The sequence below is a fragment of the Epibacterium sp. HA2-3 genome, assembly GCF_055693725.2.
Genome location: NZ_CM172490.1, coordinates 524670 through 539398, shown reverse-complemented (window position 1 = coordinate 539398; position 14729 = coordinate 524670). Strand labels below are relative to the sequence as shown.

Genomic DNA, 14729 nt, shown 5'->3' with positions numbered 1-14729 from the left:
GGCAACGCATTGTCCGGTCAGTCGCGAAAGGCCTGCATATTCTCGGCGAGATATCGTGCCACCAATGCCACCGACTTTGGCAGGCGTCGGCGCGCGCGCACCATCAGATGAGTGCTGACCTGCTGCAGCGAGGATTCTTCGATGTCGAGTACCGCCAGATCGCCGCGTTCAGCCTGACTGGTGGCGCAAAAGCGCGGCAGAAAGCTGATCCCGACCCCCGCGCAGACATAGTGGATCAGCAACGGGATCGAGGCCATCTCCGCCTGCACCCGCAGCGCCAACCCCCGGTCCGCAGCTGCCTGCCCGACCAGATGCCGGATGGCATAGCCGGCATTGAGCATCGCCACCGGATGCTCCAGCACCTCGGCAAGGGTCACGCTCTTTCGCTGGGCCAAAGGCGAGTGGGTCGGGGCGATCACACAGAGCGATTGCCGCGCTTGGGCCAGTGATCGGGTCGCGTCTGTGATCAGGGGGTTATAGGCAATGCCGATGTCGCTTTCACCCTCGATGACCTTGCGCTGGATCTCATCCGTGCCCGCGTGGTCGACAATAAACCGCAGCTCGGGATGCGCGCGCGTCAGCCCCAACAGACCCTTGCCCATCAGGTCGGCTGCAAACCCCTCGCCGGTTGCAATACGCACGATCTGGCTGCGCCCGTCGCGAAAATGGCCGATCTGATCCAGCAGATAGGTCTGCTCGTCCCGCATGTGCTGCGCGTGCTCGCGCAAGAGTTCCCCGGCCTCGGTGAGCACAACCCCCTTGGAGCTGCGTTCAAACAGCGTGACCCCAAGCCGCGCCTCGGCCTCGGCAATCTTGCGCGAAATTGCAGAAGGCACCACGTTGAGCCGGTCTGCCGCGCGCCGGATCGAACCTTCATGCGCCACCGCGAGAAACTCGCGCAGGAACTTTGTCTCGAGCGCGTCCATCAGGTCGCCAGCTGGCGGCGGGCCAGCCGCACCCAGAACTCGGCCCCGACCGGGAGCACGGCATCATTGAAATCAAATTTGGCTGAGTGCAGACCCGGATTTTCTCCGTCGCGCGCCGCTCCCAGCCAGATATAGGCGCCGGGCACCTCGTTGAGCATAAAGGCAAAATCCTCTGATGCCATGCTCGGTGCCACATTGGCTGTCTCAAGCCCCATCTCGGCGGCCACCGCGCGCGCCGCAGCGGCCTCGACAGCAGAGTTGATCGTCGCAGGATAGCGACGCTGGTAATCAATACGCGCGCTGCACCCCTGTGCGGCGGCGCAGGCGTTCGCCACCTGTGTCAGACGGGCCTCAATCGTATCGCCAGCAGCGGGATCGAACCAGCGCGCGGTCCCGCGCAAGACCGCACGGTCAGGGCAGACATTCCACGCCGATCCGGAATGGATCTGCGTCACCGAGACCACGCCCGGCTCCAGCGGCGACAAAGCGCGGGCAGGAATTTCCTGCAACGTCGTCGCCATCGCCGCTGCAGCCGCGATGACTCCATCCGATTGCTCCGGCATTGCGCCATGCCCACCCTGCCCGGCAACCTCGATCTCAAAGACGGCAAAGGCCGCCATCATCTTGTCGTCACGCGCCACCATGCGCCCTGGCGCGAGCCCCGGCCAGTTGTGAATGCCATAGACCTGATCGACCGGAAACTCGCGAAACAGCCCCTGTTCAATCATGACCCGTGCGCCGCCATCATTCTCCTCTGCGGGTTGGAAGATCAGCGTTACCGTGCCTGTGGCCACGCCCTCTTCGGCGATCTTGCGTGCAGCCAGCAGCAACATCGCGGTGTGACCATCATGACCGCACGCATGCATCTTGCCGGGCGTCCCCGAGGCATAGGCCAGCCCTGTAGCCTCCTCCATCGGCAATGCATCAATATCGGCGCGCAGACCTATGACCGGTTCTCCCTGCCCCATCTGCGCAACAACCCCTGTCCCTGCGAGACCACGATGCACACGCCACCCCCAGCCGTGCAAAAGGTCCGCGATGATCTCCGAGGTGCGATGCTCTTCGAACCCCAACTCTGGGTGGCGATGAAGGTCATGGCGCAGGGCGATGGCCTCTTCGATATGCGTCGTGTCGAACATGCTCTATCTCAAACCTTTGGTATTTCGTGAAAACTCAGCAGGATGCCACCCAGACGCGCAACCTCTGTCAGCACCAAAGCCCCGTTGACGTCCTGGCAGACGAACTCTCCTGCCTCGACGAAGGGGCGAAGCTGTGACAGCGCATGGCAGCGTATGTCGAGCGAGATCACCGATGGCGCGCCATCGGACGCGAGCCCGTCGGGCAGCTTTCCCAAGAGCGCGGGCGCGGTGGCCCGGCTAACCACGCGCCACTGCCCATTGGTTGTTGCAACCTCAAATCCCCAGTCGGTGTCCCGTACCGCGTCAGCTCCGTGGAGCACGGACAGCCAATCGCGCACCCTGCCCTGATCCGAAGGCGCGGCAAGGATGGTCGCAGAGGCAAAGCCATGTGCCCCGTTGGGATGATCCATCCAATCAGGAAACTCGATCAGGTCGCGGCGATGTTGCTGGCAGGCAAACATGCTGAGGCGCGGCAACCCCGCATGCGGGAAAATCTTGAGCGTGGTCTTGGTACGATCCGGCGTGCCATCATCGCGCACCACGTCGCGCCCGAATTCAACCGTGCCAGCACAGCTGCCACCGCGCGCCAGCACTGCTGCCTCATCCGCCTCAGCATCCATTGAATTGAGTGCAGAAAGGCAGACCCCTTCGCGCTCTGCCAGCCACGCCTTGACATGACGGCCAAAGCGGAATGATCCCGCTGCATAGCCATCCAGCAGGCTCTCATCCTTAATGCTGACCAGCTCAAGAAGCTGGTTTCGAAAGATCACCAGCGCCGTCGAGGTGCCCCAAGGGTGCATCCCCGGGGGCTTCATCAAAAAGCCGAGACTTTGATAGGTCGCGCGCATCGCGGCCAGATCGCGCACACAGACAAGCGGATGATCTATGCCAAGCGTTGTCATCTGTCTTGCCCCCTGAGTTGCTGCAAAGGTGTGAAGCCCGCGAAGCGCCCGACACCCCGATCTGACGCGGGTGGCCCCGCAACCACATGGCCCGCGGGCACATCGCGGGTGACGACCGCGCCGGCTGCGATGGTCGCGCCGGCACCGATCTCGATCGGACCAAGGAGGGTCGCGCCGGCTCCCACCACAACGCCACGGCGCAGGGTTGGATGGCGGGCCTCCCCCATGTCAACGAAGTTCGATCCCAGAGTGACGCCATGCCAGAGGCAGACATCGTCCTCGATCACGGCGGTCTGGCCAATCACCAGCCCAAGCCCGTGATCCACCCAGACCCCGCGTCCGATTTGGGCCTGAGGCCAGATCTCGACCGAGAACACGCGGGTAAACTGAAGCTTGAGCGCCAACGCAAGCGTTTGCCGCCCATCAAGCCAGAGCGCGCGGGTCAGGCGGTAGGACATCAGCGCCTGAAACCCATGCGCGCTGTGCAGCACCTGCGCAGCACTCTCGGCCTCATCCCGGGCGGTTGTTGCCAGCAAATCGTCCAGAATAACCTCCACAAGCTCAGACCCAGTTTCAAAAGCCTCAAGAGCAAGGTCACGCACCAGATCCCGCAGCTTTGGGTCGGGCGAACTGGAGGAAAGCACCGCAGCGAACAACGCAGGCACGGTACCGACCTGATCGGGGTCATAGCCGTAGAGGCCTCGCAGGGCTGGCTCCTGCGCAAAAAGATCACGCACCTCTTGCAGAAGGCTCTGTCTCAGGGGATTGGCGCCCATGTCTTCCTCGCTCGCAGCGTTTGGGCAGAGACTGCACAGATCCCGCGATCTTCACAAGACACAGTTCGGCAGCGCTACGTTGCCAAAATTTGAACACACAGACCACGCTTCGGAAACGCCTGCCTCAAATCTAGCCCGCCAGAAGCCGTAGCCCTTGTGTCACATCCGTGCGCAACGCGAGCCGTAGCCCCGGCTCGTCACCCGCCTTGAGCGCGGCAATGATCAGCTTGTGGTTCTGCGGCGGTTCGGTCCGGCCCAGACGACCATAAAGCGCCCGCATGGTCGGCCCCAGTTGCAGCCAGACTGTTTCGGCCATGGCCAGCATCGCTGGCGCCTGCGCACGCAGATAGAGCGTGCGATGAAATTCGAGATTGGTGCGAATATAGCCCACCGCATCACGTTTAGAGATCATCTCTGCGACGGTCCCATTGATCGCCTGCAGCCGGTCGATCAGCGCCATATGCGCCCGTGGCAGCGCCCGCGAGGCAAGTTCCACCTCGATCAGCGCCCGAAGGGCTGCCAGCTCCTCGATCCGCTCATTGGAGAGCTCTGGCGTGGAGACCCGACCGGAAGAAGAGAGAAACAACGCGCCCTCGGCCACCAGCCGGCGCACCGCCTCGCGCGCCGGGGTCATCGAGACATCATATTCCTTGCCGATTCCACGCAGGGTCAGCGATGCTCCGGGCGCAATCGCCCCATGCATGATCCGGGTCCGCAAGGCGCGGTAGACGCGATCATGCGCGGACCCCGTATTTTCGGCAGTGGGCCGGTTGCCCGTCAGCAGCTTGTCCATGACGCAGCATGTGATCACAAAACGTCAGAAGATCAATCCCTCTCGACGTTTTCCTCAAACCGGTAGCGATGCAGCGCGTTGCCCTCGGTTTGCAGCCAGTGCCGTTGGTCGCGATAGTCTCCATGGATATCCTCAACCGTGGCCCAGAACGCGCGTGAGTGGTTCATCTCCTTGAGATGTGCCACCTCATGGGCGGCGACATAGTGGAGGATGTCCGGCGGCGCGAGAATGAGCCGCCAAGAATACATCAAGCCACCTGCAGAGGAACACGACCCCCATCTGGATCGCGTGTCGCGCAGGGTGAGGCTGCTGTACCGCCGCCCCAGCCTTTCCGCATAGAGATCCGACGCCGCCGCCAACCGGTCGCGCGCCAGCTCACGCAGGTATCGCTCGAGCCGCCGTGCAGGTGCAGGCTCCGGAACCACAAGCGTATCCTCCGCGTGCCGCACCCGACGCCCTGCCCCGGCCTTTATGGTGATCGTGCGCCCTTCAATGGGGAGAGATATCCCGATGCCAACATCGATCCGTTCCGGCTGCCGGGCCAAGTGACTGCGAATCCAGTCTTCCTTTTCCAACAGAAACGCCCGCCCCTCCCGTTCCGAGACCCGTTTGGGCAGGGTTAGGGTCACGCGCCCGTCGAGCGAAGAGATCCGGAGCGACATGCGCCGAGCCTGCGCAGAGCGACGCAAAGTCACCCGCACTTCCGGCTCTCCCGAGAGGCTCAGTTCCGGCATCACATTTCTCCTCATGTGCCACAGGCGAGCAAAGGCTTTGACAGGGTAGACAGCATATGGCAAGGCACCTGAATCGTCTCACCGACTCACGCTATTTTATAAGGGAATCCACATGCCCAAGGAAGAATGGGGTACGAAACGCGTTTGCCCGACCACTGGCAAACGGTTCTACGACCTGAACAACAACCCGATCATCAGCCCCTACACTGGTGAGGTCGTCGAAATCGACACCACCAAGAGCCGTATGATCGAAGCCGACGCCGAAGACGCCGCAAGCCTGAAGGCCAAACAGAACACCGATTCCGATGATGCGGTGCTCGATGATGATGACGATGCGGTCGATATGGATCTCGGTGACGACGTTCTGGACGATGACGACGATGAGGACAACGTGTCCCTCGACGAACTCGCAGACGTCGCGTCTGAGGACGAAGAAAGCTGATCTGTCCGGTCTCCCCTGCCTGCAAGACCTGCGCCGGGGAGACCGCACCCAACCTCGCCTTGATCGAAACCGCGCAGGCCTCACGGCACTGGGCTTCGGTCAACACAGGTTTTACGCACCAGAGCTTGTTGTTTTAGTGGTCAGAGCTACAATATGACGACATCAAAGCAGACGACTCTGGACACCCCCATGGACAAGCATATCAATCTCGTAAAGCTCTCCGTCGGCTCTGAAAGTGTCGAGAGCCTCTTGGACTGGCAACAGAGTTACGCCCGGCGCTGGCCGGATGGTTTGCCGCGCCACATCACTCGCATGTGGCCGAAGCGAGAGTCCGAGATCGTTGATGGGGGATCCATCTACTGGGTCATCAAAGGATTGATCCAATGTCGGCAGCGCATCATTCGCATGGACGAGGTCTTTGGGGACGATGAGATCAGACGCTGCGCCATCGTACTCGACCCAGAGGTCCATCGCACCCACACAGCCCCGAAACGCCCCTTCCAAGGCTGGCGCTATCTCAAACCCGAGGACACCCCTGCGGACCTGCCGGAGGGACGCGAAAGCGAAGAGCCGCTCCCGGCCGAGCTCTCTCAAGCGCTTGCGGAAATGGGCGTGATCTGACGCAAAGGCTGCAGGGGCTTTGCCCCTCCTGGCCTGACGGCCAGTTCACCCCAGGATATTTGAGGTCAGAAGAAGCAAGAAAGGCCGCGGATCCCGCAGCCTTTCTTCTTCTAGCGACAAATATCCAGGAGCGCGAGGCAGAGCCTCGCATCCCAGTTTAGCCTTCAATCTTTGTCAAAAGCGTTTGCAGGGTTTGCTTCTCTTCAGGCGTGCATTTTGCAACGCGGCTGCGCCACAGCGTTGCCTGACTGCGCAGCACCAACCCATCCGAGAGGATCTTGAGGTGGTTTGCGCGCAGAGTTTCACCGGTGGAGGTTATATCCGCGACCATTTCCGCCGTTTCGTTCTTCACAGTCCCCTCGGTTGCGCCCTGGCTGTCAATCAACTGATAGTCCGCAACTCCGGCATCTGCGAGGAACTCGCGGATCAAACGGTGGTACTTCGTCGCAATCCGCAGGCGGTGACCATGGGTTCGGCGAAACGCCGCAGCGACCGCATCGAGATCTTCGAGCGTGTCCACATCGATCCAGAACTGCGGCACCGCAAGGATCAAATCCGCCTCGCCAAAGCCCATAGGCTCGAGCTCTTCGACCTGCTGCTCCCAGCGCGGCAGCTTCTCGTGCACGAGGTCCGTACCGGTCACACCCAGATGGATACGTCCGGCAGCCAGCTCTCGTGGGATTTCGCCAGCCGAGAGCAGAACCAGGTCTACGCCCTCAACACCTTCTACTGCGCCGGCGTATTCGCGATCAGAACCGGTCCGAGACAGGGTGATACCGCGCTTTGCAAACCAGTCGAAGGTTTTCTCCATCAGCCGTCCCTTGGACGGCACACCGAGTTTGATGCTCATGCCTCGGCCTCCCCTTCCAGAGCCAGGATCAGGTCGGGGCGGATGACACCGCCCACGGCAGGGATCTCATCCCCTTGCCCCAGATAGCGAGTGAGAGCGTCATAGCGCCCCCCTGTCGCGATCGGTGGTAGATCCGGGCGGCGCTCCGCATAAAAGCCAAACACGAAGCCGTCGTAGTATTCCATCGATGTGCGCCCATATGCAGCCTCGAAATCCAGCTGATCGATTGCAATCCCACGGGCCTTCATCGCCGCCGAGCGGGCCTCCAAACGTTCAAGAGCGGGCAGGATAGCCGGTAGATCAACGGCGATATCGCGCATTTGCTCAAGCGCATAAGGAACCGTTTCACGTACCGCGAGCAAGGCCTCCAGCGCCTCCATCTCATGTTCAGAGATTGGCGGCGCGCCTGCATCCGCGCGCAGGGTCTCGACCCGTGCGTCGATCTCGGCGGTGCGGCGTTTGCCAATCTCCGGTGCGCTGCCGGTCAGCGGACCGGTGGTCGACAAAAGCTTCTTGCGGCTCTCCGACATCGGCGTGCGTCCGACAAAACGATCCAGAAGAGCGCGGAACCGGCGTGGGCGCCAGATGTGACGCCGCAACGCCGCCTTGCGCACCTCGGTGGTGTTGAGCCCCTCGACGGCGGCCATCAGGATGCCGATATCCCCGGTGGCGACCCGCAGCTCGAGGCCGCGCAATTGCAGCTGAAACAGCGCAAAGACCTCAGCATCCGCGTCCGCCGGGTCGGTGCGGTCAAAGACCTCATAGCCGACCTGCACAAATTCATTGGCGCGTTCTGGGTCATGCTCCTGGCGGCGAAACACTTGTCCTGCATAGGTATATCGCGCAGGTTCCGCGCCCCCTTTCATATGCATCTGGACCATCGGCAGGGTGAAATCCGGGCGCAGCATCTGCTCGCCCCGCAGGGCGTCTGATGTCACATAGGCGCGCGCACGGATGTCCTCGCCGTAAAGGTCAAGGAGCACATCGGCAGGCTGCAGCAGCGGCGGATCGACGACAACGCCGCCTGCCACCTCAAAACGCTGGCGCAATAGTGCCGCGCGGGCTTCGATTTGGGATCTGTTGGGCATGCTCAGCCCTCCCGATCGCTGGATTGGCTGACGAGGATCTCACGCACCTTGGCAACCAGTTCCGTGCGGGGCACTTCAAACTGGCTGGGGCGTTCCTTCCACTCTTCCAAGGTGGCGCTTTCGGCGATCTTGGCGCCGAGGATCAGGTCCTTGATCTGGACCACGCCGCGGTCCTTTTCATCACCCCCTTCGATGACCGCAATCGGCGAATGGCGCTTGTCGGCGTATTTCAACTGATTGCCAAAGTTCTTGGGATTGCCGAGATAGACCTCGGCGCGGATGCCCGCCTGGCGCAGCTCAGCCACCATCGCCTGATAGTCCGCCATGCGATCACGATCCATCACTGTGACCACAACCGGCCCGGTCGGGGTCGCGGCCAAACGGCCCTTTTCGCGCAGCGCCGCCAACAGGCGGTCCACGCCAATCGAGAGCCCTACGGCAGGGACTTCTTGGCCGGTGAAACGTTTCACCAGACCATCATAGCGCCCACCGCCTGCAACCGAGCCGAACTGGCGCTTACGGCCTTTTTCGTCAAATATTTCAAAGGTCAGCTCCGCCTCAAATACCGGCCCGGTGTAGTAGCCAAGGCCGCGCACAATCGACGGGTCGATCAGGATCCGCTCGTCACCATAGCCCGCAGCGGCAAAGAGCGACCCCATCAGTTCCAGCTCGGCGATGCCCTCCTGGCCGACCTTGCTGTCCCCTACGGCGGCCCGCAGGTTGGTCATGGTCTCGGTGACGGTGTCGCCCTTCGAAGTCAGGAACGCCAAAACCGGCTCGGCCTGATGATCTTCAAGGCCCACGCCGTCGATATAGGCTCCAGAGGCGTCAAGCCGCCCTTTACCCAGAAGCTCACGCACGCCGCTTTCGCCGACCTTGTCGAACTTGTCGATGGTGCGCAGGACGTCGTCGCGCTTGGGGTCGTCCTCGGGCAGGCCCATCGCCTCGAGAACACCGTTCAGAACCTTGCGGTTGTTGACGCGCACCAGATAGTCGCCACGCGGGATGCCGACCTTTTCCAGCGTATCCGAGAGCATCATGCAGATCTCGGCATCTGCTGCCATCGACGCGGTGCCAACGGTATCCGCATCGCATTGATAGAACTGACGGAACCGACCGGGGCCGGGCTTCTCGTTGCGCCACACAGGCCCCATCGCATAGCGGCGATAGGGGCTTGGCAGATCGTTACGGTGCTGGGCATAAACCCGCGCCAGGGGCGCTGTCAGATCATAGCGCAGCGCCATCCAGTCGCCTTTGCCATCGTCCTCGGCCTCTTGCCAGGCAAAGACGCCTTCATTCGGGCGATCCACATCGGGGAGGAACTTGCCCAGAGCCTCGACCGTTTCAACGGCAGAAGACTCAAGCGCCTCAAACCCGTAATGATGATAGACCTCCGCAATGGTGGCCAGCATATGCGTGCGCTGGGTCACCTCTTCGCCGAAATAGTCACGGAATCCTTTGGGCGTAATTGCCTTGGGACGGGGCTGTTTCTTGGCTTTGGCCATGGTGGCCTCCTTGCGGGTGGTTTCTCGCGCTTGCGTCTAGCCCAAGGGGCCTCAGTGAGCAAGGTGCGACACCCTTCCGGCGCTTCAGGACTCCCATAGACGCGCGGTCGTGCCCGCGCTACATCAGCCATTCACACAAGGGAGACCCCGGGCATGCAACATCTCGAAGAACAGATCGCTTATCTGAGCCGGACCGTCGACGAGCTCAACGAGGTTGTGACCAGCCAACAGGCGGATCTCGATCTGCTGAAGCGCCGCGTTCAGATGCTGATGGAGCGCGAGGCGCAGCGCGAAGCAGAGGGCTCTGGCGGAGCTGTCTTTGGCGATGAGCGCCCGCCCCATTACTAACGGCTCCGGCCGTTTTGACCGGGGTTGCGCGGGCTTCGCCCTTGCTACGGTCGTTAAAGTTTGGACAAGATTTTGCACAAATTGACCCATCTGCCCATTCTGATGCGCAAGGAGACATGCCCGATGGCCCGATCACTCAAAACACTTCTGTCCATTTCGCTGGTGGCAAGCCTGCCTGTAGCCGCCACGGCCGACCCCAAACCCGCAAACGCGCGCCCTGCTCCGGTGGACAAGGTGCTCTCGACCTATTCCGGCAAAACCGCCATCTGGAGACAGAACTGCGAGGGCGGCGTTTACTTCTCGCCCAACAATCAGGCTCGCGCCTGGTGCTCTGAACAGTCCGAGAGCCTCGGCGTCGGCACATGGAGCGTTTCTGCGGATGGAACGCTTTGCCAGACCCTCACCTGGTACTACCCAGAGGGCAACGGCGCAGGCAGTTCCGTCTCAGAACCTATTTGCGTTCAACATGTTGTGAACGGCTGGGGTGTGTTGTACCGCAGTTGGGAGGGAGACTCCGAGTGGTGGCCCGTGACCAATTCCAACAACGTCAGAGACTTCAAGAACGGCTATGTATTCCAGTCCGAAGTGAACTCTGTGAAGAACAAGCTCGGCCTCTGAGCACGCCCGAGCCTCGCACAAGACGGCTTGCGTAAGGCGCAAGACCTGCGGGGCTCTAGGTGTTTTGGGCAACTCTCTTGACGCGCGCGGTAGCTTGCACTGGCGCGCGCGTCACGCAGCAGCCGACAGGTAACATCGTATGGCGCCAAGCAGTCTGAGCTGAGCCATGCTTGCCACCGCGATCAATACTGCGGTGTGTGTGATTCCCGCTGCGCGCGCGCATCTGTGACCCCACCCGAGGGCGCGCAACAATCGCCCAGATGTGCAGAAACTGTCGCCCCAGCACCAACAGTCGTGTTGGTCAGCAAAAATTGATGCCGAACCAGCGAGAGGGTTAAATTTCCTCCACGTCCATCACCCCCTCGAGGCTCTTGAGCGCGCCTTTGATCTGCGGGTTGATGGGGAACAATTGGCCAAGGTCCATTTCCACATCACCGGGCAGCGCCGGATCTTGCAGGTAGACATAGATCTCACCGGGGCTGGCGTTTTTGGCGGCCTTCTTGGCGTCCTCCAACACGGTCGCCACGGTTGCCACCGCAGAGGCGCTCTCGAGATAGACGCGCAAACTGGAGCGCCCCGCATCCGCAATCGCAGAATCCACCGGCCCCGCCGAACGCATCAACAGCTTCAGCTGATCGCTTTCCATCGTAGCTTCGGCGGTGATCACCACCTTGGAGCCCGTCTCCAGATGGTCTCGACTTTTCTCGAGCACATCAGAGAAGATCGTCACCTCGTAAGCACCGGTGGTGTCTGAAAGCTGCGCGAAGGCAAAACGGTTGCCACGCGCGGATTTACGTTCCTGACGTCCGGCCACGACCCCGGCCATCTTGGCCATGAACGGGCCGCGCTCGGCCTTCGCCATGACCTCATCGAGCGTCATCACATCCTTGCGTTTGAGGGCAGGCATGTAGTCATCCAGTGGATGCCCCGTGAGATAAAAGCCAATCGCCTTGAACTCTTCGCTCAGCCGTTCCGCCGGCAGCCAATCGGGCACCCCGGCCATGCGCGGCTCCGGCAGGTCATCGCCCGCCTCGCCAAAGAGCGACACCTGATTGGAGTTCTTCTGTTCCTGAATAGCGGCGGAGTATTGCACCAACCCTTCGAGGCTTTCAAAGACGCGGCGGCGGTTGGGATCCAGAACGTCAAAAGCCCCGGCGCGCGCCAGCATCTCGAGCGGGCGTTTACCAACCCGTTTCAGATCCACCCGGCGCGCAAAATCATAGAGGTTCACAAAGGGTTTGTCGCCACGCGCCGTGACGATCATGTTCATCGCCTCAACGCCCACGTTCTTGAGCGCGCCCAGCGCGTAGACCAGTTCCCCGTCGACCACGTCAAAGGTGGCAAGCGAACGGTTGATATCCGGCGCCACATAGGGAAGCTGCAGCCCCTTTTTCACTTCCTCGAAGTACACCGCGAGCTTTTCAGTGAGGTGAATATCGCAGTTCATGACACCGGCCATGAACTCGACCGGGTGGTTCGCCTTGAGCCACGCGGTCTGATAGGACACCACCGCATAGGCTGCGGCGTGGGACTTGTTGAAGCCGTAGTTGGCGAATTTCTCCAGAAGGTCAAAAACCTCAGAGGCTTTTTTCTTGTCGACGCCGTTTTCGGCCGCGCCCTTTTCAAATTTCGGGCGTTCGGCGTCCATCGCCTCCTTGATTTTCTTACCCATCGCACGGCGCAAGAGATCCGCACCGCCGAGGCTATAGCCCGCCATCACCTGGGCAATCTGCATCACCTGTTCCTGATACACGATGATGCCTTGGGTTTCCTCGAGGATATGGTCAATCAGCGGATGCACCGAGGTAATCTCGCGCTGGCCGTTTTTCACCTCGCAATAGACGGGGATATTCTCCATCGGCCCCGGACGATAGAGCGCCACAAGCGCCACGATGTCCTCGATGCAGGTGGGTTTCATGCGCTTCAGCGCATCCATCATGCCGGTGGATTCCACCTGGAACACCGCGACCGTCTTGGCGCGTGAATAGAGGTTGTAGGTAACCTCATCATCGAGCGGGATCAGGTTGATCTGGTTCTCCGCCCCCTCTGCGGGTTCATATAACTCGGTGCCGTCAGCCCCGATATGCAGGTCGCGCCCGGATTTGAAAATCAGCTTCATCGCGTTTTCAATCACGGTGAGCGTCTTGAGACCGAGAAAGTCGAATTTCACCAATCCGGCCTGCTCCACCCACTTCATGTTGAACTGGGTTGCAGGCATGTCCGAACGCGGATCCTGATAGAGCGGCACCAGCGCATCCAGAGGCCGGTCCCCGATCACAACCCCCGCCGCGTGGGTGGAGGCATTGCGCAACAGTCCCTCGACCTGCTGACCATACGTAAGCAGCCGGTCCACCACCGGTTCGTTGCGCGCCTCTTCAGCGAGGCGCGGTTCATCTTGCAGGGCTTTCTCAATCGAGACGGGCTTCACGCCTTCGACCGGGATCATCTTCGACAGTCGATCCACCTGTCCAAAGGGCATCTGCAGCACACGACCAATGTCGCGCACCGCCGCTTTGGACAGAAGCGCACCAAAGGTGATGATCTGCCCCACTTTGTCGCGGCCGTATTTCTGCTGCACGTATTTGATCACCTCCTCGCGGCGATCCATGCAAAAGTCGATGTCGAAGTCGGGCATCGAGACCCGTTCGGGATTCAGGAAGCGCTCGAACAGCAAGCTGTAGCGCAGCGGGTCAAGGTCGGTAATCGTCAGCGCATAGGCCACCAGCGAACCCGCGCCCGAGCCCCGCCCGGGTCCCACCGGGATCCCCTGTTCCTTACCCCATTTGATAAAGTCGGCAACGATCAGAAAGTAGCCGGGAAAGCCCATGCTCTCGATGATGCCGAGTTCAAAATCGAGCCGCTCCTGATATTTCTCGACCGGAACCGCATGCGGGATCACCGCGAGGCGCTGCTGCAGGCCCTCGTTGGCCTGTCGGCGCAGTTCGTCCACCTCGTCGTCTGCGAATTTGGGCAGGATGGGGTCGCGGCGATAGGCCATGAATGCACAGCGCTGCGCAATTTCCACGGTGTTTTCAATCGCCTCCGGAAGATCCGCAAACAGCGCGATCATCTCCTCCTGGCTCTTGAAATAATGCTGAGCGGTCAGACGACGTCGCGGCTCTGCCTGATCAACATAGGCACCCTCGGCAATGCAGATCAGCGCATCATGCGCTTCATACATCTCTGTTTTGGGGAAATAGACGTCATTGGTGGCCACCAGCGGCAGATCCATCGCATAGGCCATCTCCACATGGCCCCGCTCGGTCAGGGTTTCCGCTTCGGGCTGGCCGTCCTCGCCCGGATGGCGCTGCAACTCCACATAAAGACGATCCGGAAACATTCCTTTGAGGCGCTGCATCAGTGCCTCGGCCGCCGGGCGCTGCCCTTGCTGTAAGAGCTTGCCAATCGGGCCTTCCGGCCCCCCCGTCAGGCAAATCAACCCGCCTGCGTTCGCCTCAAGCTCCTCAAGCGAGACCTGCGGCAGCTGCCCGCCATTATCAACATAGAGGCAGGACGACAGGCGCATGAGATGCTCATACCCGGTCTCATCCTGCGCCAAAAGCACCACCGGTGCAGGAAACTTCGGCTTCTCGCCGGGATCAGACTTTTCAAACGTAAGATCAACCTGGCAGCCAATGATCGGCTGGATGCCTGCCCCCGAAAGCGTCACGGAAAACTCAAGCGCCGCGAACATCGAGTTGGTGTCGGTGATAGCAATTGCAGGCATCTGGTTGGCCTTGCACAGATCCGGCAGTTTCTTAAGCCGAACCGCCCCCTCCAGCAGAGAGTATTCGGTATGGGTGCGCAGGTGAATGAATCGGGGATGAGCTGTCATGGGCAGACCGTACCCTCACGCGGGGTGGCGCGAAAGATGTGATCTGACGGCGACATTGCGCCCCTCTTCGCGCGTGGCCAAAAGTCACCTGAGTGCCCGCGCACGCCCAATTTATTTGCAGTGATTTTCTGGTTTTCCCTAAAACTCTTTAT

14 protein-coding genes are annotated in these 14729 nt (G+C 61.0%); 4 read left to right on the top strand and 10 right to left on the bottom strand.

What is annotated here, in order from left to right:
• Positions 1–17: 17 nt before the first annotated feature.
• From ACZ1HH_RS02595 to ACZ1HH_RS02570, 6 genes are all read right to left on the bottom strand, one after another.
• Positions 18–926, bottom strand: coding sequence for a LysR family transcriptional regulator (locus tag ACZ1HH_RS02595; protein ID WP_011537861.1), 909 nt, complete (start codon positions 924–926; stop codon positions 18–20).
• On the bottom strand, positions 926–2065 hold the full coding sequence (locus ACZ1HH_RS02590; RefSeq protein ID WP_472637228.1) for an amidohydrolase: 1140 nt from the start codon (positions 2063–2065) through the stop codon (positions 926–928). Before ACZ1HH_RS02590 ends, ACZ1HH_RS02595 begins: the two co-directional genes overlap by 1 nt.
• An 8-nt stretch (positions 2066–2073) precedes the next feature.
• A complete protein-coding gene (locus tag ACZ1HH_RS02585) occupies positions 2074–2967 on the bottom strand; it encodes a VOC family protein (RefSeq protein ID WP_472637227.1) in 894 nt (297 codons plus the stop codon).
• Positions 2964–3743, bottom strand: a complete 780-nt coding sequence (locus tag ACZ1HH_RS02580) for a serine acetyltransferase domain-containing protein (RefSeq protein ID WP_416367963.1) — start codon at positions 3741–3743, stop codon at positions 2964–2966. Before ACZ1HH_RS02580 ends, ACZ1HH_RS02585 begins: the two co-directional genes overlap by 4 nt.
• Positions 3744–3873: 130 nt before the next feature.
• Positions 3874–4536, bottom strand: coding sequence for a GntR family transcriptional regulator (locus tag ACZ1HH_RS02575; protein ID WP_011537857.1), 663 nt, complete (start codon positions 4534–4536; stop codon positions 3874–3876).
• A 32-nt stretch (positions 4537–4568) separates the two neighbouring features.
• Entirely contained in the window at positions 4569–5270 is a 702-nt protein-coding gene (locus tag ACZ1HH_RS02570; RefSeq protein WP_011537856.1) for a M48 family metallopeptidase, read from the bottom strand.
• A 112-nt stretch (positions 5271–5382) separates the two neighbouring features.
• Between ACZ1HH_RS02570 and ACZ1HH_RS02565 the strand changes: the two genes are divergently transcribed.
• Together ACZ1HH_RS02565 and ACZ1HH_RS02560 are read left to right on the top strand one after the other, a co-directional pair.
• Positions 5383–5712, top strand: a complete 330-nt coding sequence (locus ACZ1HH_RS02565; protein ID WP_011537855.1) for a TIGR02300 family protein — start codon at positions 5383–5385, stop codon at positions 5710–5712.
• Between the two features lie 189 nt (positions 5713–5901).
• Positions 5902–6333, top strand: coding sequence for a DUF1489 family protein (locus ACZ1HH_RS02560; RefSeq protein WP_416369366.1), 432 nt, complete (start codon positions 5902–5904; stop codon positions 6331–6333).
• A gap of 157 nt (positions 6334–6490) precedes the next feature.
• On the opposite strand, the gene hisG is transcribed toward ACZ1HH_RS02560, so the two are convergent.
• Genes hisG through hisS form a run of 3 tightly spaced genes read right to left on the bottom strand, consistent with a single transcriptional unit; the run spans position 6491 to position 9776 of the window.
• Complete coding sequence (hisG, locus tag ACZ1HH_RS02555; protein ID WP_011537853.1) at positions 6491–7183, bottom strand: ATP phosphoribosyltransferase; 693 nt, start codon at positions 7181–7183, stop codon at positions 6491–6493.
• Positions 7180–8271, bottom strand: a complete 1092-nt coding sequence (locus tag ACZ1HH_RS02550) for an ATP phosphoribosyltransferase regulatory subunit (RefSeq protein ID WP_472637226.1) — start codon at positions 8269–8271, stop codon at positions 7180–7182. The genes hisG and ACZ1HH_RS02550 overlap by 4 nt, the downstream gene beginning before the upstream one ends.
• A 2-nt stretch (positions 8272–8273) precedes the next feature.
• The gene (hisS, locus tag ACZ1HH_RS02545) at positions 8274–9776 is read right to left on the bottom strand and encodes a histidine--tRNA ligase (RefSeq protein ID WP_472637225.1); all 1503 of its coding nucleotides are present in this window, start codon (positions 9774–9776) and stop codon (positions 8274–8276) included.
• 153 nt (positions 9777–9929) lie between these two features.
• Between hisS and ACZ1HH_RS02540 the strand changes: the two genes are divergently transcribed.
• Positions 9930–10124 (top strand): SlyX family protein, encoded by a 195-nt coding sequence (locus ACZ1HH_RS02540; protein ID WP_011537850.1) that lies wholly within the window; start codon positions 9930–9932, stop codon positions 10122–10124.
• 123 nt (positions 10125–10247) lie between these two features.
• Positions 10248–10742 (top strand): DUF995 domain-containing protein, encoded by a 495-nt coding sequence (locus ACZ1HH_RS02535; RefSeq protein ID WP_011537849.1) that lies wholly within the window; start codon positions 10248–10250, stop codon positions 10740–10742.
• A 334-nt stretch (positions 10743–11076) separates the two neighbouring features.
• Here the strand turns inward: ACZ1HH_RS02535 and dnaE are convergent, their stop codons facing one another.
• Positions 11077–14577 carry a DNA polymerase III subunit alpha gene (dnaE, locus tag ACZ1HH_RS02530; RefSeq protein ID WP_416367960.1) on the bottom strand — a complete coding sequence of 1167 codons (3501 nt, stop codon included), beginning with the start codon at positions 14575–14577 and terminating at the stop codon, positions 11077–11079.
• Positions 14578–14729 lie beyond the last annotated feature (152 nt).